Annotated in this window: 22 protein-coding genes; 6 read left to right on the top strand and 16 right to left on the bottom strand. The window is 71.1% G+C overall.

What is annotated here, in order from left to right; genetic code table 11:
* Positions 1–219 precede the first annotated feature (219 nt).
* A complete protein-coding gene (locus ACFYXE_RS31260) occupies positions 220–1,329 on the bottom strand; it encodes a TolB family protein (RefSeq protein WP_389318352.1) in 1,110 nt (369 codons plus the stop codon).
* Between the two features lie 358 nt (positions 1,330–1,687).
* Between ACFYXE_RS31260 and ACFYXE_RS31255 the strand changes: the two genes are divergently transcribed.
* Both ACFYXE_RS31255 and ACFYXE_RS31250 read left to right on the top strand, forming a co-directional pair.
* Entirely contained in the window at positions 1,688–3,334 is a 1,647-nt protein-coding gene (locus tag ACFYXE_RS31255; protein WP_389318350.1) for a nitronate monooxygenase, read from the top strand.
* A 168-nt stretch (positions 3,335–3,502) separates the two neighbouring features.
* Positions 3,503–4,000 (top strand): pyridoxamine 5'-phosphate oxidase family protein, encoded by a 498-nt coding sequence (locus ACFYXE_RS31250; RefSeq protein ID WP_361176912.1) that lies wholly within the window; start codon positions 3,503–3,505, stop codon positions 3,998–4,000.
* Positions 4,001–4,019: 19 nt separating this feature from the next.
* On the opposite strand, the gene ACFYXE_RS31245 is transcribed toward ACFYXE_RS31250, so the two are convergent.
* Positions 4,020–4,328: a cupin domain-containing protein gene (locus ACFYXE_RS31245; RefSeq protein ID WP_389318348.1), complete on the bottom strand. Its 309-nt coding sequence runs from the start codon at positions 4,326–4,328 to the stop codon at positions 4,020–4,022.
* Between the two features lie 88 nt (positions 4,329–4,416).
* Entirely contained in the window at positions 4,417–4,857 is a 441-nt protein-coding gene (locus ACFYXE_RS31240) for a hypothetical protein (RefSeq protein WP_389318346.1), read from the bottom strand.
* Positions 4,858–5,229: 372 nt separating this feature from the next.
* Here ACFYXE_RS31240 and ACFYXE_RS31235 point away from each other — a divergent pair, with 372 nt between their 5' ends.
* Positions 5,230–5,508, top strand: a complete 279-nt coding sequence (locus ACFYXE_RS31235) for a hypothetical protein (protein ID WP_389318344.1) — start codon at positions 5,230–5,232, stop codon at positions 5,506–5,508.
* A gap of 209 nt (positions 5,509–5,717) precedes the next feature.
* A complete protein-coding gene (locus ACFYXE_RS31230; protein ID WP_389318342.1) occupies positions 5,718–5,909 on the top strand; it encodes a hypothetical protein in 192 nt (63 codons plus the stop codon).
* Positions 5,910–6,009: 100 nt separating this feature from the next.
* Here the strand turns inward: ACFYXE_RS31230 and ACFYXE_RS31225 are convergent, their stop codons facing one another.
* From ACFYXE_RS31225 to ACFYXE_RS31215, 3 genes are all read right to left on the bottom strand, one after another.
* Positions 6,010–6,750, bottom strand: coding sequence for a 3-keto-5-aminohexanoate cleavage protein (locus tag ACFYXE_RS31225; protein WP_389318340.1), 741 nt, complete (start codon positions 6,748–6,750; stop codon positions 6,010–6,012).
* A 223-nt stretch (positions 6,751–6,973) separates the two neighbouring features.
* Positions 6,974–7,474 carry a hypothetical protein gene (locus ACFYXE_RS31220; protein ID WP_389318338.1) on the bottom strand — a complete coding sequence of 167 codons (501 nt, stop codon included), beginning with the start codon at positions 7,472–7,474 and terminating at the stop codon, positions 6,974–6,976.
* A 214-nt stretch (positions 7,475–7,688) separates the two neighbouring features.
* Entirely contained in the window at positions 7,689–8,429 is a 741-nt protein-coding gene (locus ACFYXE_RS31215; RefSeq protein WP_389318336.1) for a TetR/AcrR family transcriptional regulator, read from the bottom strand.
* Positions 8,430–8,691: 262 nt separating this feature from the next.
* Between ACFYXE_RS31215 and ACFYXE_RS31210 the strand changes: the two genes are divergently transcribed.
* Complete coding sequence (locus ACFYXE_RS31210) at positions 8,692–10,923, top strand: MMPL family transporter (RefSeq protein ID WP_389318334.1); 2,232 nt, start codon at positions 8,692–8,694, stop codon at positions 10,921–10,923.
* Positions 10,924–11,038: 115 nt separating this feature from the next.
* On the opposite strand, the gene ACFYXE_RS31205 is transcribed toward ACFYXE_RS31210, so the two are convergent.
* The 4 genes from ACFYXE_RS31205 to ACFYXE_RS31190 form a co-directional block, all read right to left on the bottom strand.
* A complete protein-coding gene (locus ACFYXE_RS31205; protein ID WP_361176910.1) occupies positions 11,039–11,290 on the bottom strand; it encodes a DUF3253 domain-containing protein in 252 nt (83 codons plus the stop codon).
* Between the two features lie 226 nt (positions 11,291–11,516).
* Positions 11,517–13,247: a thiamine pyrophosphate-dependent enzyme gene (locus tag ACFYXE_RS31200; protein WP_389318332.1), complete on the bottom strand. Its 1,731-nt coding sequence runs from the start codon at positions 13,245–13,247 to the stop codon at positions 11,517–11,519.
* Positions 13,248–13,297: 50 nt separating this feature from the next.
* Positions 13,298–13,486, bottom strand: coding sequence for a hypothetical protein (locus tag ACFYXE_RS31195; protein WP_389318330.1), 189 nt, complete (start codon positions 13,484–13,486; stop codon positions 13,298–13,300).
* A gap of 100 nt (positions 13,487–13,586) precedes the next feature.
* Positions 13,587–13,736, bottom strand: a complete 150-nt coding sequence (locus ACFYXE_RS31190) for a hypothetical protein (protein WP_361176876.1) — start codon at positions 13,734–13,736, stop codon at positions 13,587–13,589.
* A 273-nt stretch (positions 13,737–14,009) separates the two neighbouring features.
* Here ACFYXE_RS31190 and ACFYXE_RS31185 point away from each other — a divergent pair, with 273 nt between their 5' ends.
* Positions 14,010–16,328: a hypothetical protein gene (locus ACFYXE_RS31185; RefSeq protein WP_389318327.1), complete on the top strand. Its 2,319-nt coding sequence runs from the start codon at positions 14,010–14,012 to the stop codon at positions 16,326–16,328.
* 86 nt (positions 16,329–16,414) lie between these two features.
* Here ACFYXE_RS31185 and ACFYXE_RS31180 read toward each other — a convergent pair whose 3' ends face one another.
* The 6 genes from ACFYXE_RS31180 to ACFYXE_RS31155 all read right to left on the bottom strand — a co-directional run bounded on the left by ACFYXE_RS31180 (position 16,415) and on the right by ACFYXE_RS31155 (position 21,708).
* Complete coding sequence (locus ACFYXE_RS31180; protein WP_389318325.1) at positions 16,415–17,197, bottom strand: hypothetical protein; 783 nt, start codon at positions 17,195–17,197, stop codon at positions 16,415–16,417.
* Between the two features lie 560 nt (positions 17,198–17,757).
* On the bottom strand, positions 17,758–19,443 hold the full coding sequence (locus ACFYXE_RS31175; RefSeq protein WP_389318323.1) for an acetolactate synthase large subunit: 1,686 nt from the start codon (positions 19,441–19,443) through the stop codon (positions 17,758–17,760).
* Positions 19,444–19,721: 278 nt separating this feature from the next.
* Complete coding sequence (locus ACFYXE_RS31170) at positions 19,722–19,961, bottom strand: hypothetical protein (RefSeq protein WP_389318321.1); 240 nt, start codon at positions 19,959–19,961, stop codon at positions 19,722–19,724.
* 261 nt (positions 19,962–20,222) lie between these two features.
* Entirely contained in the window at positions 20,223–20,975 is a 753-nt protein-coding gene (locus tag ACFYXE_RS31165) for a GvpL/GvpF family gas vesicle protein (protein ID WP_389318319.1), read from the bottom strand.
* Complete coding sequence (locus tag ACFYXE_RS31160) at positions 20,972–21,394, bottom strand: gas vesicle structural protein GvpA (RefSeq protein WP_361179240.1); 423 nt, start codon at positions 21,392–21,394, stop codon at positions 20,972–20,974. The genes ACFYXE_RS31165 and ACFYXE_RS31160 overlap by 4 nt, the downstream gene beginning before the upstream one ends.
* Before the next feature lie 140 nt (positions 21,395–21,534).
* The gene (locus tag ACFYXE_RS31155; RefSeq protein ID WP_361179237.1) at positions 21,535–21,708 is read right to left on the bottom strand and encodes a CsbD family protein; all 174 of its coding nucleotides are present in this window, start codon (positions 21,706–21,708) and stop codon (positions 21,535–21,537) included.
* Positions 21,709–21,970: the final 262 nt, after the last annotated feature.

The raw sequence follows: 21,970 nt of genomic DNA, 5'->3' as shown, positions 1-21,970 counted from the left end.
CGAGCAGAGGGCGTAACGGCTGGCGGCCGAAGCACCCCTGCGGCCGGACGCGGCCGCACCCGACGGCGCCCCGGCGGCCTTCGTGGTCGGGATGACGGATGAAGGATGCCGGGGCGTCGTCGCCGCTCGCAGACCGGTGGACGGAGCACAGCGGTCGACCGGCGGAAGCGGAATCAGTGGGTGCGGTGGACGAGGTTCACCGCAGGTCGCGGACGGGGTTCAGTACAGGCGCCGGACGAAGACGTCCGACTTGCCGTTCGTGTCGCCCGGCACGATGTCGTCGGCCGTCGACTGGAAGACGACGTCGCGTCCCCCGGAGCTGACGGCGTCGGTCCCGGCCGTGGCGGGCTGGGTCGAGACGGTCTCGTCGGTGCCGGTCCGCAGGTCGCGCAGGACGAGGGAGGGGCCGCTCGTGTCGTTCGGGGCGTACAGCAGGTACCGGCCGGTGGGGTCGATGGCCACGCCCCGGACGTTCGGCACGAGCCGGGACGTGCCCGAGCGCAGGTCGTGGACGTAGGTGTCGGCGCCCGCCACGTAGACGACCTGGTTGCCGTCGTCGCTGAGCTGCACCAGGGCCGCGTCCTTGGCGGGGCCCTCGATCGGACCGGAAGCGGTGCCGGTGGTCCGGTCCCAGACGAGGACGTCCTTCGTCTGGGCGTCCTGATAGGCGACATACCGGCCGTCGCCGCTCATGGAGGGCCGGGACACCTGGGTGTGGTCGAGGGTGGCGACGGTCTTCTTCGCGCCGGTGTTCCAGTCCTGTACTTCGATGCGCTGTCCGGTCAACGGCGGCTTGAGGCGGATGACGAGGGCGATGTGACGGCCGTCCGCGCCGAGTGAGGGCTGGTTGCAGCTGTAGGCCGAGCAGTCCGCGCTGATCGTCCGTCCCGTGCTCACCTGGTACTGGCGGATCCGCACGTCGTTCACCCACTGCACGGGGTAGGCGGCGTGTTCCCCGTCACCGCTGATCACCGGGGGCTGGAGCGTGGTCAGATATCCGATCCGCCCGGTCTGGCCCGTCCGCCGGTCGCGGACGAAGACCTTGTCACCTCCCGTCGATTCGTCGGCCGTGAGGTTCTTGGCCGACGAGGCGAAGACGACGCTCCGGCCGTCGGGCGTGATCGAGGCGCCGGTGGAGTTGTCGTCGCCCTGGGTGCCGTCGGCGGCGACGCTGATCCTCTCGACACCTGCTCCGCCTCCGTCCGCCCCGGCCGTCGGACCGGCCGAGGCCACGCCGGGCAGTGCCGCCGTGAGCGCGCAGGCCGCGGCCGCCGCGCCGACGGCCGCCCGTAAGCGTCTGGTGGAGCTCCTGTTCGTGTTTCCCCGCATTTTTCCCCCAAGAAAAGGATGTGGTCCGCCTCCGGCGTCCGACCGGAAGCGCACAAGAATGCAACCGTGATCGTGCAGTGGGGTCAATGCGTCACATGACGTATTAAGAGGCGCAGTTTCGGTCATGTGAGAGGGGTCAACTTTGCGCCTCGGTCGCGGCTGCCCGGCCGCGGGCGCGGCGGCGCCGGTCCACGGCCCCGCGGGCGCCGGGCCGGAGCCCCGTCGGCCCAAGGTCTTTGGTCACCACCACTGAGGCCCTTCGGCGGGGGTCCCGCGGGATCCGGTGGCCAAGACTGAACTCCTGACCGAAACCTACGGAACCGTAGGTTGTGGAGCGCGAACAGCGAGGTGGTGGGGCATGCCGATGGCCACGACGAGCGGGGAACTGCCCGAGATCATCCAGGGCGGGATGGGTGTCGGAGTCTCCGGCTGGCGACTGGCCCGGGCCGTCAGCCGCTCCGGGCAGCTCGGCGTCGTGTCGGGCACGGCCCTCGACGCGCTCCTGACGCGCCGACTCCAGTTGGGCGACCCGGGCGGCGACGTACGCCGCGCTCTGGCGGCCTTTCCCGTACCGGAGTTGGCGGCCGCGGTCCTGGACCGCTTCTACGTCGAGGGCGGAGTCGATGCGGGGGAGCGCTTCCGTGCCCAGCCGATGCTGCGCGTCGAGCGCGGCGACACGGCCGAACTCCTCACCGTGCTCGGCAACTTCGTCGAGGTGTGGCTCGCCAAGGAGGGGCACGGGGGCCCGGTCGGGATCAACTACCTGGAGAAGATCCAACTGGCCCTTGCTCCGGGCCTGTTCGGCGCGATCCTCGCGGGAGTGGACTGCGTGCTGGTGGGTGCGGGCGTCCCCGGGCACCTGCCCGAGCTGGCGCGCCGGCTGGCACGGATGGAGCCGGTGAGCGTACGCGTCCGCCTCGACGGCGCGGAAGAGGACTACGTCCATCACTTCGACCCGGCCGCCCTGCTGGCCCGTACCGGAATCGGCGCGGAGCCGCAGGGCTGCCGGTGCGGAGGCGGGGGAGGAGGGGCCGGATGCGAGGGGAAGGCGTCGGCCAAGGCGGAGCGGCGGGTGCAGGCCGTACGAATCCAGTCGTTCGACCCCGCCGTACGGCCCTCCGCGGCCCCCGAACCCCCGGCCGCCGCGCCGACGGAATTCGCCGGCCCGCTGCGACGGCCGCAGGTTCTCGCCATCGTCTCGCTGCCGCTGCTCGCCTCCTACCTGGCCCGCGACGAAGCCACGACGCCCGACGGATTCGTGATCGAGACCCATGGCGCGGGCGGTCACAGCGCCCCGCCCCGCGGCGCCCTGCGGCTCGACGCGGAGGGGGAGCCCGTCTACGGGCCGCGCGATCACCCCGACCTCGCCAAGATGGCGAAGATCGGCATCCCCTTCTGGCTCGCGGGCGGCGCCGCCCACCCCGAACGGCTCGCGGCAGCCAAGGCCTTGGGCGCCGTCGGCGTTCAGGTCGGCAGCGCGTTCGCGCTCTGCGAGGAGTCAGGCCTGCAACCCGCTCTGCGCCGGACGCTGCGGGCCCGGGCGCGGGCCGGTGAGCTCAGGGTGCGCAACGACCCGATGGCGTCCCCGACCGAATTCCCCTTCAAGGTGGCCGAGGTGGAGGGCACCCTGTCCGAAACCGGCGTCCGGGCGACGCGTCGACGGGTCTGCGACCTCGGATACCTGCGCGTCCCCTACCGCACCGCGAGCGGCACCATCGGCTACCGCTGCTCCGCGGAACCGGAGGCCGCCTACCGCCGCAAGGGCGGGGCCGCCGCCGACGCCGAGGGCAGGCTGTGCCTGTGCAACGGCCTGCTGGCCACCGTCGGGCTCGGTCAGCGCACCCCTCGCGGCCACGACGAGCCGCCGGTCGTCACCCTGGGGCAGGACCTCGACTTCCTCGCGGACCTGAGCCCGGACGGCGAGCCGTACCGGGCGGCCGAGGTGGTGGAGTGGCTCACCGGAAAGCGCGCGGTCGAAGGCGCCTGCGCCGGGGCGGCGAGGTAACCCTTACCTCCTGCCCTGGTTGCGACGGTGGTTCCGGGGCGTACGGCAGAAGAGCGAGTCGGCAATTCGTGCGCCGCGGATGTCGAGAACGCCCGGCCGGCTCCGTCCCAGGAGTAGGAGCAGCCACGGAACGGGTTGCTCGACGACACCGACGACGGAGCGATCACCATGAAGCAGGCCGAGATCACCGAGATCCTGAACCGCCCGATCAGCCAGGAGCTGCTCGCCCGCGACCTGACCCGCCTGGCCTATGTCGCCAAGGACGGCACACCGCGCAGCATCCCGATCGCGTTCGCCTGGAACGGCACGGAGATCGTCCTGTGCACCAGCAAGAACGCCCCGAAACTGCACGCGCTGCGTGTCAACCCGATGGTCGCCATGACCATCGACACCGAGGTCCACCCGCCGAAGATCCTCCTCATCCGCGGTCGGGCCGCACTCGACGTCGTCGACGGCATCCCCGACGAGTATCTGCAGATCAACGGCAGCTACGAGATGACGCCCGAGCAGCGCGTCGAGTGGGAGGCCGAGGTCCGCTCGCTCTACGACGGCATGGTGCGGATCGTCGTCACCCCGACCTGGGCGAAACTCATCGACTTCGAGACCACGCTGCCCTCCGCCGTCGAGGAGCTGATCAGGGAACGGGCGGAACGTCAGAGCGCCTGAGGCCGGTGCCGCAGGGGTGTCATCCGCGGTGGCCCGGGGTCGGATGCTTGAGTTCGATCTCGACGAAGGCGAGGTCGGAATCACCTGCGTTGACGACCTCGTGCTCGCCTCCCGCCGGGCGCGTGTAGGACTGTCCCGCCCGGAGTTCGGAGCTGGTGGTGTTGCCGTCAGGGGTGATCACGTCGGTGCGGCCGTCCGTGACCGGCACGACGACGTAGTCGTACGCGTGGCGGTGCCGACCCGTGGTGTCGCCCGGTGTGAAGTCCCAGCGGGTCACGCGCAGGTGCTCGTCGTCGTGCTGCACCGTCGGGCGCGCGGTGGTGGTCATGGTCGCTCTCCTCGTCCGGGACGGTGATGGCGGCGCTGTCGTCCCAGGTCAGGCTAGCTGTAAGGGGTCGACGAGGGGACGGCCGGGCCTATCGGTCCGTGCGGCTGCTGCCGCCGTCGTCCGATTCCGCCCAGTCCTTCGAGTGCGGGGGGCGCGGCCCGCCGACCGGTCGGCACAGGGGGATGGCGAGGAGCCACAGCGCCGCGTAGGCGATCCCCCAGCCCAGCGTGACTCCGCCGCCGTGATCGGCGGCCGTCAGCAATACCGCGCCGATGACCATCAGGGTGACGTCCCCTGCCAGAGCGACTCCGGCCAGGGTCCAACGGGTGCGTGGTTTCCATCCGTTGGCGTGCCCGGCCTTCTCGAAGGCCTTGCGTACCGCTCCCCGCACACCTTGCCGCCGCTCCTTGAACCCCCACGAGACCCAGAGGCTGAGCCCGATGACGTTGGCGATGAAAACGGCGTTGAGGATGATGTCCAACCACAGCACGTCGGTGTAGTCGATGAACTTTCCTGCGCTGACTTCCATGCGGCACTTGTTGCCCGGATGTCGCGGCACTACCGCTTCCGCTTCGCCTGCGCAGCGTGACGGCGCCCGGACGATGCGGTTGGGTGCATGCCCGGCGCGAGAGAGGGCAAGCGCATACTTGGGGACGGGCGTTCGCGCCCCGGGAGTCCGCTCCAGGCGGAAACATTGCGGGATGCACAGGCCTGGGCATGGTGGACTTGAGTGACGCGGGAGTCCTCCCCCCAGGTGTGTCGGCCCAGCTCAACGACGAGCCGTCGACAGCTCCCCTGTTCGGCCCGGAACCTCCACACGATCGCGGCGGCTTGGGTGGCCTCTCCAAGCCATTCGCCTGAGACGACTTCCCCTCGTGGGCAGTTCGACATGGAGCTTGCAGTGACCGATGCCTTGTGGGTTGTGATCCCCTTCAGCGCCGTCGCGATCTTCGCCGCCGTGTCCTGGTGGCGCCACCGCCACGTCAAGGCTGCCGAGCAGCGTGCCGAGCTCCTCTACATCCACGCCCGCGACCACTACGCCCACGGTGACGCGGAGGTGGGCTCGCGGTTCCTCGTCTCGGCGTACAAGGCCCGTACGGTGCCCGCGCACGTCGAGGCCGCGCACGCCACCGCGCTGCTCGCCCTGCTGTTCGCCCTGGCGGTCGCCCTCATGCGGTGAGGGCGTCTGGTCTCGTGCGGTCGTCCGGACACTTCCACTTCCGTACGTGAGTCTCTCTGGGATCACCAGGGCGCGTCACTCACAGGAGTGAACCTGCGGCCCACGGCGACATCGCCGGTCATGTCGGGGCATGCGATCCACGACGTGAGAGGAGTCGATGCCCAGTGGACGGACCTGGGTGTGGCCCGCTCCCGAAGTGAGGTGAGATCGTGACCGGTCAGGCGTGTGTAGGGGACGAGGTCCGTGAGGGTGCGAGCACCGCGCTCGTGACCGACATCCGGAACGGCGTGGTGTGGCTGCGCTCGCCCGGGCGCGAGGAGTGGCCGGCCGACGACGGACGAGCCCTGCGGGTCACGCGGACCCGGGAGCAACGGATCGCTGCGGGTGACGTGTCGATCTAGGCGAGCTGGGTGGGCTGGGCGGTCTGGGGGAGCTGGACGAGCTGGACGACTTGGGTGACCTTGACGCCGAGGGGGACCGGCCGGGCGCGCCTGCGGCGTCTCATTCAGGCGTGGCTTCCGCGTGCGGGACGCGCCGCATGATCTCGTGGGCCGCCCGGACCAGTTCGGCGTTGCCCGGGGCGTCGGATCCGTCCGGAAGGTGCAGCACGTCTTCCAGGCCGATGCGGGTGTCCAGGCCGCGCGTGGCCGCGATGCGGAGCACCGGCCAGGCGGCGGCGTCCTCCCCGTGGAGGAGGATCGGCGACGTGACGGAGCTCAAGCTCTCCAGCAGGTCGGCCGCGGCGCGGGTGGCGGTCTGCGGGTCGGTCTCCGTGACTTCGGCGAGGACGCGCAGCACTCGGTGGGAGTGCGGCCAGCCCAGGAACCGCCCGGCCGCCCGCGTCGCGGAGTAGATACCGGCTTCGATGCCGACGCCCCTGCTCAGGAGGGCCGCGGCGACGTCACCGGCGCCGTCCTCGTGCCAGTTCACCGACGCGTGGTCGGGCAGGACGGTCCAGGACCTGACCTGGATGGCGCGGTCCTGGGGGTCGGGCGTGGCCCAGGCGCCGGTGGTCACCCCGACGGGGATGCCCGGGGCGGCGGCCCGAACCGCCGTGACGGCGGCGGCGACCGCGTCGGCCTCCAGGGTGTCAAGGCCCGCGTGGTCCTTGGGGTGCAGATGGATGTCCTGGGCTCCGGCGACGACGGCCGCGCGGGCCGCCCGCGCCAACTCGTCGGGAAGCAAAGGGAGATGAGCGTGGGAGGTGCGCTCCCGCGCGCCGTTCAGGCAGACCTGCAGCATGCCGCCATCCTCGCATCCGTGCCCGGCCGGCCAGCCGCACGCACCCGCACACGCACGTGTACGCGTGCCCGTCCCGCGGCGTGCGGCTGTACGCGACCGGGGACTTGACCGAACCCCGCGCCCCGAACCCCGAACCCCGCGCTTGGAACTCCGAACTCCGAACCCCGAACCCCGAACCCCCGCCCCGCGCCGAACCCCCGCCCCCCGCCCCCGCCCCCTCGCCTCAGTGCTCGTCGGAACGGCGTGCCTGGAACCACACCGCGCCCCAAACGGCCGCGACCAGGCCAGCGCCGAGGCCGATGGCCGCCCATGCGGACCCGTCGCCGACGGAGCCGCCGACACCGGCGTGGGAACCGCGCGTGGGCCTGGGGTGCGGGGAGGGCATCGTCGAACCGGATACGTTCAGCGTGTATCTGGACTGACCGCCCTCGCAGTCCACGTCCACGGTGTAGGACCCCTCCTCCGTGCCGGAGCGGATCTTCGCGGTGCCCGTGTAGATCCCGGCCGAACCGGTGGAGAGCGTCACCTGCGACTCGAAGGCGTCGGAGTTCGCCGTCGCGGACCGGGCCTCGCACCCGCCGGACACCGAGAGGAGCACGGATTCCCCCGGCTTGGCCGGGTCCGGCGTCGCGGAGAACGACGGCTGATCGCCCGCGGCCGCCGAGGGTACGGCGGTCGCGAAGACGGTGGCCGCGGTCAGGGCCGCGGTGGCGACGGCGGACATGGCACGCATGATCCCTCGATCCGGGCGCGGCCGGACCCGTCGGGTCGCTGGGTGCCGCGCGCACCTCTCATGCAAGCCACAGGCGTCCCGCCGTCGCGCGGCGAGGGAGCCACCTGGAGTACGGGCGGACGACGTCCGGGACCGGGTGGTCACCGGGCGGGCGTCGGGCGGTGCGGGGGCGCCGCCGGGAGTACCGGGCCGGCCGGAGGACGCATCAGCCGCCCGGCGTGGCGGGTATCCGGCGCCGGACGTCCTCGTACAGGTTCCGCATCGCCATGCGGTAGAGCTCCGCCTGGTGGGTGCCGAGGAAGCCGGTGTGACCGAACACCTCCAGGGCGACCATGCCGTGGACGTACCCCCACACGCTCAGCATCAGGGCCGTCGCGGGGGCAGGGAGTGCGTCGGGGCCCGGCGGCGCCATGCCGTCCAGGGCCGTCAGGAACGCGGGGGAGAGCGACCGGACGTCCGCGGCGGCCAGCTCCGCCCGGGTGAAGCCGCGGAACAGTTCGCGCTCGAAGACCGCGCCCATCCGGCGGTTCGCCTCCGTGGTGGGGCCGTCGACGGGCGCGTGATAGTGCCGCAGCGGTGCCCCGTAGAGGAGTTGGAAGCGCTCGGGGTGGTCGATGGCCCACCGGCGGTACCCCTCGGTCGCGATGACCATGGCCGGCAGGTCCGGGTCGTCCCGCGCGGCGTCGGTCGCCGCCTGCACCGCGTCCGCCAGGTCGTCGTACGCCTTGGTGACGAGCGCCGTCACGAGGTCGTCGCGGCTCGGGAAGTAGTGGTAGAGCGCCTGCACGGTCATGCCGAGGCTGCGGGCCACCGCGCGCAGGGACAGCGCGTGCGGGCCGTGCTCGACGATGTGGGACTCGGCGGCGCCGACGATCTCCTGGGCGGCCACGGCCCGGCGGCGCTCACGCAGGGTCGGCCGGACCCCGGGGGCTTCATCAGTGGACATGCGCCGACGGTACGTCCGTCGGCCCTTACGGCGCACGGGAATTGGCACACCCGTGAAGAAAATCTAACACTGCCAAATTGAGTTGAGCCCCGCTAACTTCGGTCACGGCGACGAGGAGCGCGGCACCGCGTTCCGGGCACGACCGGGGGCGACACCCCGCGTCGTCGCTCCCGTACCGGTTCAGGAACGCGCGAGCCCCACCTCCCCGTGCACCCGCGGACGCCGCATGTCCTTTCACCGCACGATCCGAAGGAGAGAGCTCGTGTTCGAACGCATAGCCGAGCTGACGATTCGCCGGTCCCGGCTCGTCCTCGTCGTCACCGTCCTGGTCGTGGCCGCCATGGGGGTCCTGGGCGCCGGAGCGTTCGGGAAGCTGCTGGGGGAGGGGTTCGACGACCCTGCCTCCCCGTCCTCCCGGGCCAGGGCCGTCATCGACGACAAGTTCGGCGGAGAGACGAACCTGGTGCTGCTCGTACGGGCCGCGCAGGGCCGCGTCGACACCCCCGCCGCCCGGCGCAGCGCCGAAGCCCTGGTGGCCGACCTCAAGGGGGAGAAGGCGCTGGACGACGTCGTCTCGTACTGGGACGGGAACAGCCCCTCCCTGCTCTCCGAGGACGGCCGCGAGGGCCTCGTCCTCGCCCGCGTGAAGGGCCACGACGCGGAGCGGAAGGAGAACGCCGAGAAGGTCATCGGTGCCTACGGCGGAACGTACGAGGACACGCTCACGGTCAAGGCAGGAGGCAGCGCCGGCGTGGGCAACGAGATGGGGCCCCAGACCGAGAAGGATCTCGTCCTCGCCGAGTCCATCGCGGTACCGCTGATCCTGCTGCTGCTCCTGGTCGTCTTCGGCACCGTGGTCTCCGCGCTGCTGCCGCTGGCCATCGCGCTCATCGCCATCGTGGGCGTCTTCGCGGAGCTGTCCCTCGTCGGCTCCGTCACCGACGTCTCCCTCTTCGCCATCAACCTGACCACGGCCCTCGGACTCGGACTCGGCGTCGACTACGCCCTGTTGATGATCAACCGGTTCCGCGAGCAGCTCGCGGCGGGCGCGAGCGTGGAGGACGCCGTCCGAACGACGATGAGCACGGCCGGACGCACCGTCGCGTTCTCCGCGGCGACCGTGGCGGCCGCGCTCGCCGCACTCATGGTCTTCCCGCAGTACTTCCTCCGCTCCTTCGGTTACTCCGGCGTCGGCGTGGTCGTCATCGCGGCCCTCGCCACCCTGTTCGTGATGCCGGCCCTGCTCAACGTGCTCGGACACCGGGTCAACAGCGGCCGCATGCCGTGGGCCGCACGGCGGCGCACCGGTGCCGCGACCTCCGTGTGGGCACGACTGGCCCGGACCGTCATGCGCCGACCCGCGATCACCGCGCTGCCCGTGCTCGCGTTCCTGCTGCTGGCCGCGAGCCCGCTGCTCGGCATCACCTTCGGCACCGCGGACGAACGGGTGCTGCCCGAAGGCGCGGAGAGCCGTCAGGTCTCCGTGTCGCTGCGGGAGAACTTCGACGGCAACGACGCCGCCGCACTGCACGTCGTGATCGACCGGGCCGTGTCCAAGGCGCCGCTGGAGGCGTACGCCACCCGGCTCTCCGAGCTGGACGGCGTCGCCCGCGTCGAGACCGCAACGGGCGTCTTCGCCGACGGCGGGACCGAGCCGACCGGCCCCGGCAATCCGGCGCTCGGCCGCCCCGAAGCGCAACAGCTCAACGTGGTCGGCGACCTGACACCGAAGTCGGACGAGGCGAAGGATCTGGTGGCGGACGTCCGCTCCGCCGCCCCGCCTGCGGGAACGCACCCGCTGGTCGGCGGCGCCGACGCCGAACTGGTCGACTCCAACGCCTCCATCGGCGGCCGGCTCCCGCTCGCCGTGGGCCTGATCGCCGTCACCACCTTCGTGCTGCTCTTCCTGTTCACCGGCAGCATCGTGCAGCCGCTGCGCGCGCTGGTCCTCAACCTGGTCAGCCTGGGCGCGACCATCGGGGCCATGACGTGGATCTTCCAGGAAGGGCACCTCTCCGGACTCCTCGGCTTCACCCCGCAGCCGATGGAGACGTCCATGACGGTGCTGATGTTCTGCGTCGCCTTCGGGCTCTCGATGGACTACGAGGTGTTCGTCACCAGCAGGATCAAGGAGCTCCACGACCTGGGCGAGGACAACGAGTCCGCCGTCGCCGACGGCCTCGGGCACACCGGCCGGATCGTCAGCGCGGCGGCCGTCCTGATCGCGGTCAGCTTCTTCGCCTTCGGGACCGCCGAGATCAGCTTCATGCAGCTGTTCGGCCTGGGCAGCGGACTGGCCATCCTCATCGACGCGATCGCCGTGCGCGGCGTCCTCGTACCCGCCGCGATGCGCCTGCTCGGCCGCTCGGCCTGGTACGCGCCGCCGTTCCTGCGCAGGGTCCACGGGCGAATCGGGCTCAGTGAGGCCGGCCCGGACACGGCGTCCGGGACCGCGGCGGCGGAGCGGGAGCCGGTGGGCGGACCGGGCCGCTGAGGACGCCGGAGGGAACCACCGGGCGAGCGGTGCTCGGCCGGTGGCCCGCATGGCGGTGGGGCAGACGCCGGTGAACGGGCCTCTGCCCCACTCGTCTCGTCCGGTACCCGGTGGTTCAGGGGGCGCGGCGGATACGGATCGGGCCGCGCGCCTCGGCCGGGTCCACGGCACGGCCGCCCTGGGTGATCTCCACCTCGCCCGCCGCGACGAGGCGCCGTGCGGCGCGGCGGGCCGGCTCCATGAGCGCGCGCCAGCCGTCGTCGTCGCCGTCGTACACCGCCCGCGCGGCGTCGGACGGGCAGATCGACGAGCCCGGGTCACGCCGCTCCAGGAGCTCCAGAATGGCTTGCTCCAACCGCCGGTCCACCGCGTGCGCGCCGTGTCCCTCACCGTGCCGGTCCGGTCGGCCCGCGTCGTGCCGGTCCGTCCGCCGTTCGTCGTCGGTCACCACGTCAGTGTCGCCGGGCCCTGAGGGGAACGAGGAGAGGAACCAGCCTCCCCGACCGGAGGGCCACCGGGATGGAGCACAGGCTCCATCCCGGTGGCCCGGGCGCGTGCGGTCGGGATGGCTCGAAGCGAGCCTCTCTGAGCCCTCAGCGGCCGCCGGGGCTCGTCAGGTTCTCGCGGATCTTGGCGATGGCGAACCCCCAGCCCTGCTGGAGGGTCGGCTTGCCCGGGACGGCGATCTCCTCGGGGTTGGTCAGGACGTCCAGGAGGACCGGGCCCGGCGTGGCGAAGGCACGGGCGACCCCGTCGGCGAGCTCCTCGGCCTCGGTCACCCGGATGCCGGTGATGCCGAGGGCCTCCGCCACCGCCGCGAAGTCCGGGTTGTCGAGCTCGGTGCCGAACTCCGCGAGCCCCGCCTGTTCCTGTTCCAGCTTCACCATCCCGAGCCGCTGGTTGTCGAAGACGACGAGCTTCACCGGCAGATGCCGACTACGGATGGTCATGAGGTCGCCCAGCAGCATGCCGAGCCCGCCGTCGCCGCAGAACGCGACGACCTGCCGGTCCGGGTCGAGGAGCTGGGCGCCGATCGCCTGCGGCATCGCGTTGGCCATCGACCCCAGGTTGTACGAGCCGAGCAGGCGACGGGATCCGCGCATCTCGACGAAGCGCGAGAGCCATACGGTGGCCATGCCGGTGTCCGAGGTGAACACGGCGTCGTCGGCCGCCACGGCGTCCACGGCCGCGGCCAGCGCCTCCGGGCGCACGAGGTGGTCCCGGTTGTCGAGGGCGGAGCGGACCTTGCCGATCAGCCCGTGGTCGTGCCCGGGCGCGGCGAGCCGCTGCTGCCCCTCCTGCCACTTCACGAACTTCTCCCGCGCACCGTCCAGATGGCCGCGCTCCGTGCGGTGGGCCAGCCGTTCGAGGAGCCCGCGCACGGTGGGGCCGACGTCCGCGGCGAGGGCCACGTCGACCGGCACCCGACGGCCGATGTGCTCGGCGACCCGGTCGACCTGGACGACCTTCTTGCCCTCCGGGTACCACTCCCGGTACGGGAAGTCGGTGCCGAGGAGCAGCAGGGTGTCGGCGTGGTCCATCGCGTGCGCGGCGGCCGGGTTGCCGATCAGGCCCGTCTGGCCGACCTGGTAGGGGTTGTCGCCCTCGAAGCCTTCCTTCGCCTTGAGCGTCAGCACCATGGGAGCCCCCAGCCGGTCGGCGAGGGCGAGCACGTCCTCGCGGGCGCCGCGCGCCCCCTTCCCGACCAGCATGGTGACCTTGCCGCCGTCGGCGAGAGCGGTGGCCGCCTCGTCGAGGTCCGGGTCGTCGGGCCGGTTCGCGGACCGGACGACGGAGAGCCGGGTGGGCCGGTCCGCGGGCAGCTCCTGGTCGCCGAGGTCGCCGGGAACCGTCAGCACGGCCACGCCACGCCGCCCGATCGCATGGCGTACGGCGATCTCCAGAAGGCCCGGGAGCTGTGCGGGGGAGGTGACGGTGGCGCGGAAGACGGCGACGTCACGGAAGAGGAGGTCGTTGTCCACCTCCTGGAAGTAGTCGGACCCGACCTCCGCGAGGGGCACCTGCCCGGTGATGGCGAGCACCGGCGTGCCGCTCTTGGCGGCGTCGTACAGCCCGTTGAGCAGGTGCACGGAGCCGGGTCCCACGGTGCCCATGCAGACGCCGAGCGTGTCGGTGAGCTGCGACTGGGCGCCGGCCGCGAACGCGGCGGCCTCCTCGTGGCGGCAGCTCACCCACTCCACGGACTTGCTGTCGCGGATGGCGTCGGTGAAGGGGTTCAGCGCGTCGCCCACCACGCCGAAGACGTGGCGTACTCCGAGTTCCTCCAGGGCGTCGATCGTCACGCGGGCGACGGTGCGGGTCATCAGGTGTTCCTTTCGGTGGGACCAACAGGGGGTGGTGGGGGTGGGGTCGGTCAGCGGACGGCGAAGGTGCCGGGGTCGGCCACCGGTCGGCGTCGCCGCGCCATGTCGCCCCTGCCGGTCGGCGACATGGCAAGGAGGACGGCAGCGGCGGAGCAGCACCACGGGGCTGTCGGAAGGGCGGGCAGTACGCCGCCCGTCGTGCAGACCATCAGCAGGCCCACCGCCACAAAACGCGTCATACCTGCACGTGTGACCAAATTCCACTCGGTCACACGTCCAGATGATCAACATCTCCGAGCGCGCTGTCGTGCGACGACGCGACGTGGCCCGACGGAGCAGCTACCCCTTCATGCCCTCCAGCCACGCTCTCATCCAGGCGAACGCGGCGGCGCCGAGCGCCCCGGCGCCTCCGAGGGCCACCTGCTGAGTCAGCCGCCGCCAGAAGGGCGCTGCGTTCCGTCCCGGTTGCGGGTCACTGTGGTCGGTCATGCTGTCCGTGCCTCCCTGCGCGCGTGCCGTCCTGATCGACCGGCTCGGATGCCCATGGTGTCCGCCGACGCGGTCGCCGGGCGTGGATCCTCCGTTGCCGTCGTGATCGGCACCGGCAGGGGTGTTGCCGAGTACGACCGTCAACGCTTTCCGTCTGCCCGAGGGCCCAAAGGCCCTGATACTGGAGGGTGTTGACCAACCACGGGTGGTGGGATGAGTACCAACGGCACAACGGGAACGGCGCGCCTGTCGCCACTGAGTCAGGACCTCTCGGTGGAGAAGCGCGCCTTCGTCGAGGACCTGCGCATGGTCTTCTGCAGCCTGGGCGCCGGTGTGCGGCGCTACGCCGCGCGGCGCCACCTGGACGCCAGCACCCTGACCCGCTACCTGAAGGGCGACCGGATCCCGCAGTGGGACTTCGTCGCCACCCTGATCGCCGACCTGCGGGAGATCGGGTCACCGATCACCGTAGAGGCCGAGCAGCGCATCCGGGAGCTGCACCGGGAGGCGCTGCGGTCCAACAAGCCGGCCAGCAAGAAGCAGAAGCTCGAGGACCAACTGGCCGCCGCCGACGAGGAAGCCCGGCGCAAGCGTGCGCACGCCCAGGTCCTGGAGGAGGCGCTGCTCGACCGGGTCCAGCGGTTGACGCACGTGGAGGCGCGCTGCCACGGCCTGGTCGTCGAGCTCGAGCAGCAGACCCTGGCTCACCAGGCCGAGGTCGACGTGTGGCAGGGCGAGTACGAAGACCTCGGGCGGGAGTGCGACGAACTGCAGCAGGAGATCAACGACCTGAAGGAAGTCCTGGCCGTCACCCAGGCCGAGCTGATCGCCGCCGAGAACCACTGCCACATGCTGGAGTCCCAGCTGGAGACCGTGCAGGGACTGTGGCAGGAGGCGGTGGGAGCGTCCTCGCTCATGGCCGCGCTGGAGGCCACCGACCGCAGCGCGTCCGTCCCCGAGCTCGTCACCGTGGTCAGCGATCTGGAACTGCGGACCCAGCGGGCCATGGCCAGCGAACTCGTCACCTCCGTCAGCAAGTCCCGCCCCGTCGCCGAGGTGGCGGCACTTCTGGCGGGACTGGACGGGGCGGGGCTCGGGGCACACGCCAAGGCGGCCCTGCCGGTGCTGGTCCTGACCCGCACGATCAGCGATCTCGGCTCCTTGACGGCGGAACTCGACCGACTCGGCCTGGTCGAGTGTGCGGCCGAAGTGCTGCAGGCGGCCGTGGAACTCCACACGGCGCAGGATGTCGTCGCGTTCGCGTCGGCGCTTGAGCTCAACCGGCTCACCGAGCATGTCGTCGTCCTGCTCGGGGCGTTCTGCGCCACCCGCCCCGTACCGGACGTGCTGGAAGCGGTCACCGCGCTGGCACCCACGTCGGTCGGCGGCCTGCTCACGCAAGGCCTGCGGTCCGCGGCCGTCGAACGATCCGCGAGCGACATCGTGGAGCTCAGCCGGGGCCTCGGCGCCGCGGGCTGGGGCAGCCTCACCGACGAACTCCAAGCCGCCGCCGTCGCGGCCCGCCCCGCCACGGACGTCACGGAGATCATCGAGAGCCTTTCGCGCCACGGACTCCTCCAGGACGCCGACTTCGTCTTCGACAGCGCCCAGTCGCGCAGCACGGGACATCTCGTGGCGCTGGTCTCCGCCCTGCGCATGGTGCGCAACCATGTGGCGGCCGCGGCCGTTCTCCAGCGGGCCGCCCGCACGCGACGTCCGGGCGACATCGCCGGCCTCATCAACGATCTCCACGCGACGGGCAACCAGAAGCTTGCCTGCGACGTCCTGATCGAGGCCGCTGCCAGTCGTTCTCCGCAGGACTTCCTGGCCGTGCTGGGCGCTCTGGACGAGGGGCACCGCGAACTGGACTGGGTGCTCAACCACGCGGCGAGGACCAGCAGCGCCAATGACGCGGCGCTCCTCTTCCGTGCCGTCGACGGAGTCGCTCTGGCCGAGCAGGCCGAACTCGTGCTCACCTGCACGCTCAAGGAGCGGCCCACCGGCCACGCCGGGCACTTCCTGAGCATCCTCCACCGCTCGGGGACAGCGGCGCTGGAGGAGCGGGCGCTGCTGGCCCGCGCCCGTGCGATGCCCCCGACGGCCGTGGCCTCCCTGGCGCTTGCCCTTGCCTCGGCCGACCTCGACGAACAGCTCGACGTCGTCCTTCGGGGAGGAGGCGCCGAACGCGAGGCGGCCGAGATCGCCATCATGCTGCGCCAGATGGAGCGGGCGGACAGCCAGAACGCGCCCATGAGCGGCAGGATCTTCGACCGTCTCGTGTGCGTCTTCCTCGCCCTGTGGCAGGTCGAGGACCTCGCACGCCTGGTCCTCGACCTGCAGGCGGCCAGTCTCAGCCTGCATGCCGCCACTCTCGTGCAGCGTGCGTCGGCCCACCACAAGGGCGCCTTCACGTCGAGCCTGCACCGGGAACGCACCAAGAACGAGCAGAAGGTGCTCTCCACCAGGTTCTGGCGCCGCGAGAGGGCCGGCGGGGGCCGTTCCGTCCGCATTCCGCCGGCCGGCGGAACCTCCGCCGAGGCGGGGCCCGGAGAGAACCGGCGCGGGCGACACCGGCGCACTCAGGGGTCGTAGCCGTCGCTCTGGGATCGCAGCCGCCGGAGAGCCATGGCGCACCTGACGGTCTGCCACCCGGACCACGACCCTCCCGGCCGCGCAGGTCAGGCGTCGGAGGTCTCCGGCTGCTGCTGCGACGGGAGCTGCGCCTGCGGTGCGGCGGCGGCGGTGTAGTACACCGAGGAACCCTGCTTGTTGCGCTGAGCCTGCGCCTTCGCCACCAGCCCCTCCACCGTCGTACGCACGACGGTGGCCTTGATGGTGCGCTCGGGGTGCGCCTTGGCGAGGGCCGAGGCGATCTCGGCGGCGGAGCGGGGCTCGTGCTGGGCGCCGAGGTGCTCACGGATGAGGTCGACGAGGGTCGGTCCCGCGGACCGGGCGGCGGGCACCTTGGGTGCCGTCTTCGATTTGGCCGCGGCCTTCTTCGTGGCGGCGCCGGACTTCTTCGTGGCCGCCGGGGAGCCGGCCTTCTTCGTGCCGGTGTTGGCTCCGCCCTTCGCGACGGTCTTCGCCGCGGTGGTGCTCAAGTCGCTCTTCGCATCTGCCTTGGCATCCGTCTTGGCATCGGCCTTGGTTTCGGCTTTGGTGCCGGCCTTGCCATTGGTCTTCGCGTCGGTTTTGGCCGCGCGGGGCTTCGTGGCCGCGGGCGCCTTCTTGGCGGAAGTGGCCTTCGTGGCGGCGCCGTTCACGGGAGCGGCGGAGGACAACGCCTGCTGCATGCTGACCAGCAGCGCGTGGTCGCTCTCCAGTACCTGGAGTTGGTCCTGCAGTGCCGCCACCTCACTCCTGATGCGCTCTCGTTCCTTGAGGTTGGCATCGAGGTCGGCGGCCACCTGGGCGGCGTACTGGGCCTGAACTTGCGTGGTTTCCGACGGAATTGCGGACATGGCGGCAACCCTTCATCTAGGTGCGCTGAGCGCGTGCGCGTGGGGGCGCGGGGAGGGTAGTGGGGGGCGAATGTGAGGGTGATGTTCTCGGCAGCCTATCTGCTATTGAACTATCCCAGCCCCCGTCGTGCTTATGAGCTTGGCGGATCCACACGGTCGGAGTGCGCGCTTTGGCCGTTGGGTCGCACGCGAGAGCGAACAGGAACGGAGAGCGCGTCGCACGCAAGCGCGAATGGACGGACTGCTCGGGTGTGCCTCAGATGGGGGAGATGAAGGCGTCATCCGCATGATGAGCGGCCCGTTGCGGAGGGCTGCCTTTCGGTACCCATTCGCTGAAGATGCCGCTTCCGCCGATGTGTTGGCCGCTGTCGGCAGGCCGGAGATGATGCGCCGCGCATCGACGTTCGATTCACTCGGCGGGAAACACGAACTCGGCGGCGGGATACGGGATACATGAACGCGGGGGATTCGCGCACCTAGGGGCGGGACGGTGAGCGAGGCGTGACATCGGCGCGGGCGGCGCGGCCCGTACGGGGGTGGGGTCGCGCCGCGCGGGCGGGTCAGAGCGCCGAGTCGAGGTGCCCGAGGTGCTCGATGAGGTTCATGTTCTCGGCGTAGTCCACCGGGCAGTTGATGATCGACACGCCCGGGTCCGCCAGTGCCTCACGGAGCGTCGGCAGCAGGTCCCCGGCGGACTCGATCTGGTAGCCCTTCGCGCCGAAGCTGCGGGCGTACTGGACGATGTCCGGGTTGCCGAAGTCGGTGTTGGAGTTCTCCCCGACCTCCAGGTCCATCTTCCACTTGATGAGCCCGTAGCCGTTGTCCTCCCAGATCAGCACGGTCAGCGGGATGTTCTCGCGGACCGCCGTCTCGATCTCCTGGGAGTGCATGAGGAACGAGCCGTCGCCGACCGCCGCCAGTACCTTCGTCCGCGGCCTGGCGAGCTGGACCGCGAGCGCGCCCGGCAGCGAGAAGCCCATGGTGGACAAGCCGTTGGAGATGAGGCAGGTGTTCGGCGCGTACGTCGGGTAGAGCCGGGCCATCCACATCTTCAGCGCGCCGGTGTCGACCAGCACGATGTCGTCGCGACCGAGCGCGGCGCGGGTGTCGGCGATGACGCGCTGCGGGGCGAGCGGGTAGCGCTCGTCCGCGGCGCCCTGCTCGAGTTCCTTGGCCAGCAGCGCGCGGGTGGCCGTGGTGTCCTCGTCGTCGACGGTCCAGCGCAGGCCGTCGAGTTCGGTGGCGAGGGCGTCGAGGGAGGCGGAGATGTCGCCGATGATGCCGACGTCGACCGAGTAGCTGTCGTCCACCTCCGCCGGGAAGCGGTGGATGTGGATGATCTTCTTGTCGCCGTCCGGGTTGATCCGCGACGGGTCGAACTCCTGCAGCTCGTAGCCGACGGCGATGACGACGTCGGCCTTCTCGAACCCGAAGTTGGTGTAGTCGCGCCGCATGAAGCCGAACGTGCCGGTCGCGCACGGGTGGTCGTCGGGCAGGACGCCCTTGCCGTGGAAGGTGGTCGCCGTCGACACGTCGAGTGCGGTGGCGAACGCCGCCAGCGACTCCTCGGCGCCGCCGCGCGCCGCGCCGTGTCCGGCGAGGATCACCGGCCGGCGGGCCTCCCGCAGCAGCTCCACCGCCCGCTCGATCTGCCTCGGGGACGGCGCCTCGGGCTGCACGACGTTCCTGCGCAGCGGGCCCAGGTCCGAGCCGTCCGTCGCCTCGTCGACGTCCTCGGGCACGGCGAGGTAGACGGCGCCGGGCCGCTCGGACTCCGCGGTCTTGAACGCGCGCCGTACCATCTCAGGGATGGCCTGGGTGGCCGGGACCTGCGCCGACCACTTGGTGACCGGGGCGAACATGCTCACCAGGTCCACGAACTGGTGGGACTCCTTGTAGTTGCGCTCCTTGCCGACCTGCGCGGTGATCGCGACGACGGGCGTGCTGTTCGTCATGGCGTCGGCGACGCCCAGCATCAGGTTGATCGCGCCGGGCCCCAGCGTCGCGGACATCACCCCCGCCGAGCCGGTGAGCCGGCCATACATCTCCGCCATGAAGGACGCGGCCTGCTCGTGCCGGGTGAGGACGTAGCGGATCTTCTCCGAGCGGGCGAGGGCGTTGGTGAAACGGATGTTCTCCTCGCCGGGGATGCCGAACACCACCTCGACGCCCTCGTTCTCCAGGCAGCGCACCAGGAGTTCGGCCGCTCCGTCGGGGGTCTGCTTCCGGTGCTCGGCGTCGCTCACGTTGATCGTGTCCTCTCCTGGGTGTTGGCCGCGCCGATGGGCGGGCCGGTCAGCCGTCTACCCCGGCCGGCCGGACGGACGCCTGCGAACCGGGTCCAAGAGAAGGACAGTTGGACCGGGAACGGGCCGTCCGGCCCGTCGGCGCCGCCTGACGGGGCTGGTACGGGCGGTGCCGCGCGCCCTCGCAAGTGGGGCCGCGGAGCCGATGCCGTGGAGGCGCAGGGGAGGGGAGTACGTCAGTGAAGAGGGGAGTACGTCGGCAAAGAGTCGGATCGCGTCTAGGCCGCGTCGTAGCGATGCGCCCGTCCGCCTCGCCACGTCACCCACAACGGATCGTCGAGCAGGTCTTGGGCGCTCGGCAGGCCGACGGCACGCAACAGCTTCACGACATGGTCGTCCGAATGCGCGAGACCGAGGATCCGTCCGCGCACGGTCACCCGTCGGCCGCCGGTGCCGGTGGGGGGACGCACGACTATGGGGGCTGCGGTGGCCAGGACTTCGCTGGCTTGTGCCGTCATCGCTTGCGCGACTTCATGTACCAGGCCGCTGCGAGGCCGATGACCACAAGAACGATCAAGATCTTCATGACGCCCTAGTGCCCCGGATCGTGTTCTTGACTCCTGCCTGTCCGCAAGAAGCTGAGAGGCGGGTGAGCCGGGTGAGGGGCGCCCGCCGGCTTTCCGGTGGTCACCCGTACTCGCGGACCGGAAAGCAGGGGGGGGGGGGGGGGGGGGGGGGGGCCCCCCCCCCCCCCCCCCCGAGCCCCACGGTCTCCTTCGTCATCCCACGGCTGCCGCCTGCGGCGCCGTGGGAGTCACCTCGACGAAGCTGTAGGGCGGCAGCGGCCCGTTCACGCTGAAGAGGATGTGCGGGGAGGACTGCCGCAGCTCCTCGACCGCACCGAGGATCCGCTCGGACGAGGCGCGGTCCACCAGGAAGGACAGATTGGTGATCCAGCCGGAGCTCTCGGGGCCCGGACTGACGTCGTGAGCGTGGGGCTCGAGCGACGCGCGTATCAACTGGGCGTCGAGGAGCTCGCGGTGCTGGACGGCGGAGGCGACCATCTCGCCGAGCCGCAGCTTCTCCCCCTGGCTTCCGCCGCCATTGGCCCGGTTGCGCTCCACCTGGGCCTGGACCTCGGGGTGTTCCGTCATCACGGTGCGCAGCACGGAGTCCTCGTCGTGCTGTGCCTTGACGTTGTACTCGACCCGGTCGCGCAGCGCTTCGAGGCGCTCGTGGTAGTGCGCGGCACGCTCTTCGAGGGCCGCGGTGACGGCGTCGTCGTCCTCCGCGACGCTGGCGAACCGCATGGGCAGGACGGTGCCGCCTCCGCCCGCCTCGGACAGCACGTTCTGGTGCGCGAGGAGGTCACGGCGCTTGGGCCGCAGGTTCTCCGGGGCGTCGCTGACGATCGCCGCGAGGCCGCCACCGGTCACGGTGCGCACGGTGAGGGCGGGACGTCCGATGCCCTCCATGCCGTCGGGCAGGCTGGGGTGGGCGGCATCGGCGATGCCGTAGACGTACGTGCTCATTCCTTTTCCTCCGTGCGCTTGGCCGTGCGGCGCTGCCGCGGCCGGGACGTGCTCTTCTCCTCTTCGCGGTCTCCGCCGAAGGCGTCGGACACCGCCTCCACGGCACCGGACAACGCACCCTTGGTCTTGCCGTGGGCGCCCGACTCCATGGTGTCGCCGAGGACGTCGGTCAGCCCGGAGGGCTTCTTCTGGCCCGTCTCCAGGTCGAGGCGGTTGCAGGCTTCCGCGAAGCGCAGGTACGTGTCCACGCTGGCGACGACCACGCGGACGTCGATCTTCAGGATCTCGATGCCGACCAGCGAAACACGTACGAACGCGTCGATGACCAGGCCCCGGTCGAGAATCAGCTCGACGACGTCGTAGAGGCCACTCGTGCCCCCGCCTCCGCCCCCGCTGCCCTGTGTGGTGGCGACTGTCATGTGGCTTCTCCTTACTTGTCGTCGTGACGATGGGCCGGCGTTCCTGCGTCGGGCCCGGGGCGCGACGCAGGACGGGCCCCTACGGGGAGGGGGCGGTCCCGGATCGAGGACCGCCCCCTTCCACGGATTTCCGACGTGGGTCAGTGCTTGCCGATGTCCTTGGTCTTTTCCTTGGCCTGGCGGGCGTCGCCCTTCATCTGCTGGGCGCGGCCCTCGGCGGTGAGACGCTCGTTGCCCACGGCACGTCCGGCGGCTTCCTTGGTGGCACCGACGGTCTGCTCGGTCTTCGCCTTGGCCTTCTCGTTGGCGGTCATGTCCGCTCACGCTCCCTTGCTGTCGGCTGGCATCGACATCGTGTCGCTCTCCCTCCGACTGGCCGCCATCGCGGCCGGTAAACGTCCTCGCCGTGTGGGGGATTGGTCGGCTTTCAGCTGCATGAAGGAGACGGATGGGGGCACTCAGCGGGGCGGTGTGGCAGGAGAGGAACGGCAGAGGGTGACCGGCCTGGGACGGCCGGTCACCCTCTGTCTGTCTGCCTGTGCTTGTCTCTGTCCATCTGTCTGTCGCCGTCAGGTG

It is taken from the genome of Streptomyces sp. NPDC002564 (assembly GCF_042889645.1).
GTDB lineage: Bacteria > Actinomycetota > Actinomycetes > Streptomycetales > Streptomycetaceae > Streptomyces.
This window is presented reverse-complemented; position numbering and strand designations above follow the sequence as displayed.

Excerpts from the sequence above, each read along its gene's own strand:
- ACFYXE_RS31200 (WP_389318332.1), bottom strand. The coding sequence starts at position 13,247 with ATGACCCGCACCGTCGCCCGCGTGACGATCGACGCCCTGGAGGAACTC.
- ACFYXE_RS31190 (WP_361176876.1), bottom strand. The coding sequence starts at position 13,736 with ATGACCGACCACAGTGACCCGCAACCGGGACGGAACGCAGCGCCCTTC.
- ACFYXE_RS31195 (WP_389318330.1), bottom strand. The coding sequence starts at position 13,486 with ATGACGCGTTTTGTGGCGGTGGGCCTGCTGATGGTCTGCACGACGGGC.
- ACFYXE_RS31250 (WP_361176912.1), top strand. The coding sequence starts at position 3,503 with ATGAAGCAGGCCGAGATCACCGAGATCCTGAACCGCCCGATCAGCCAG.
- ACFYXE_RS31225 (WP_389318340.1), bottom strand. The coding sequence starts at position 6,750 with ATGCTGCAGGTCTGCCTGAACGGCGCGCGGGAGCGCACCTCCCACGCT.
- ACFYXE_RS31180 (WP_389318325.1), bottom strand. The coding sequence starts at position 17,197 with ATGTCCGCAATTCCGTCGGAAACCACGCAAGTTCAGGCCCAGTACGCC.
- ACFYXE_RS31220 (WP_389318338.1), bottom strand. The coding sequence starts at position 7,474 with ATGTCCGCCGTCGCCACCGCGGCCCTGACCGCGGCCACCGTCTTCGCG.
- ACFYXE_RS31170 (WP_389318321.1), bottom strand. The coding sequence starts at position 19,961 with ATGACGGCACAAGCCAGCGAAGTCCTGGCCACCGCAGCCCCCATAGTC.
- ACFYXE_RS31260 (WP_389318352.1), bottom strand. The coding sequence starts at position 1,329 with ATGCGGGGAAACACGAACAGGAGCTCCACCAGACGCTTACGGGCGGCC.
- ACFYXE_RS31255 (WP_389318350.1), top strand. The coding sequence starts at position 1,688 with ATGCCGATGGCCACGACGAGCGGGGAACTGCCCGAGATCATCCAGGGC.
- ACFYXE_RS31245 (WP_389318348.1), bottom strand. The coding sequence starts at position 4,328 with ATGACCACCACCGCGCGCCCGACGGTGCAGCACGACGACGAGCACCTG.
- ACFYXE_RS31240 (WP_389318346.1), bottom strand. The coding sequence starts at position 4,857 with ATGGAAGTCAGCGCAGGAAAGTTCATCGACTACACCGACGTGCTGTGG.
- ACFYXE_RS31165 (WP_389318319.1), bottom strand. The coding sequence starts at position 20,975 with ATGAGCACGTACGTCTACGGCATCGCCGATGCCGCCCACCCCAGCCTG.
- ACFYXE_RS31215 (WP_389318336.1), bottom strand. The coding sequence starts at position 8,429 with ATGTCCACTGATGAAGCCCCCGGGGTCCGGCCGACCCTGCGTGAGCGC.
- ACFYXE_RS31155 (WP_361179237.1), bottom strand. The coding sequence starts at position 21,708 with ATGACCGCCAACGAGAAGGCCAAGGCGAAGACCGAGCAGACCGTCGGT.
- ACFYXE_RS31160 (WP_361179240.1), bottom strand. The coding sequence starts at position 21,394 with ATGACAGTCGCCACCACACAGGGCAGCGGGGGCGGAGGCGGGGGCACG.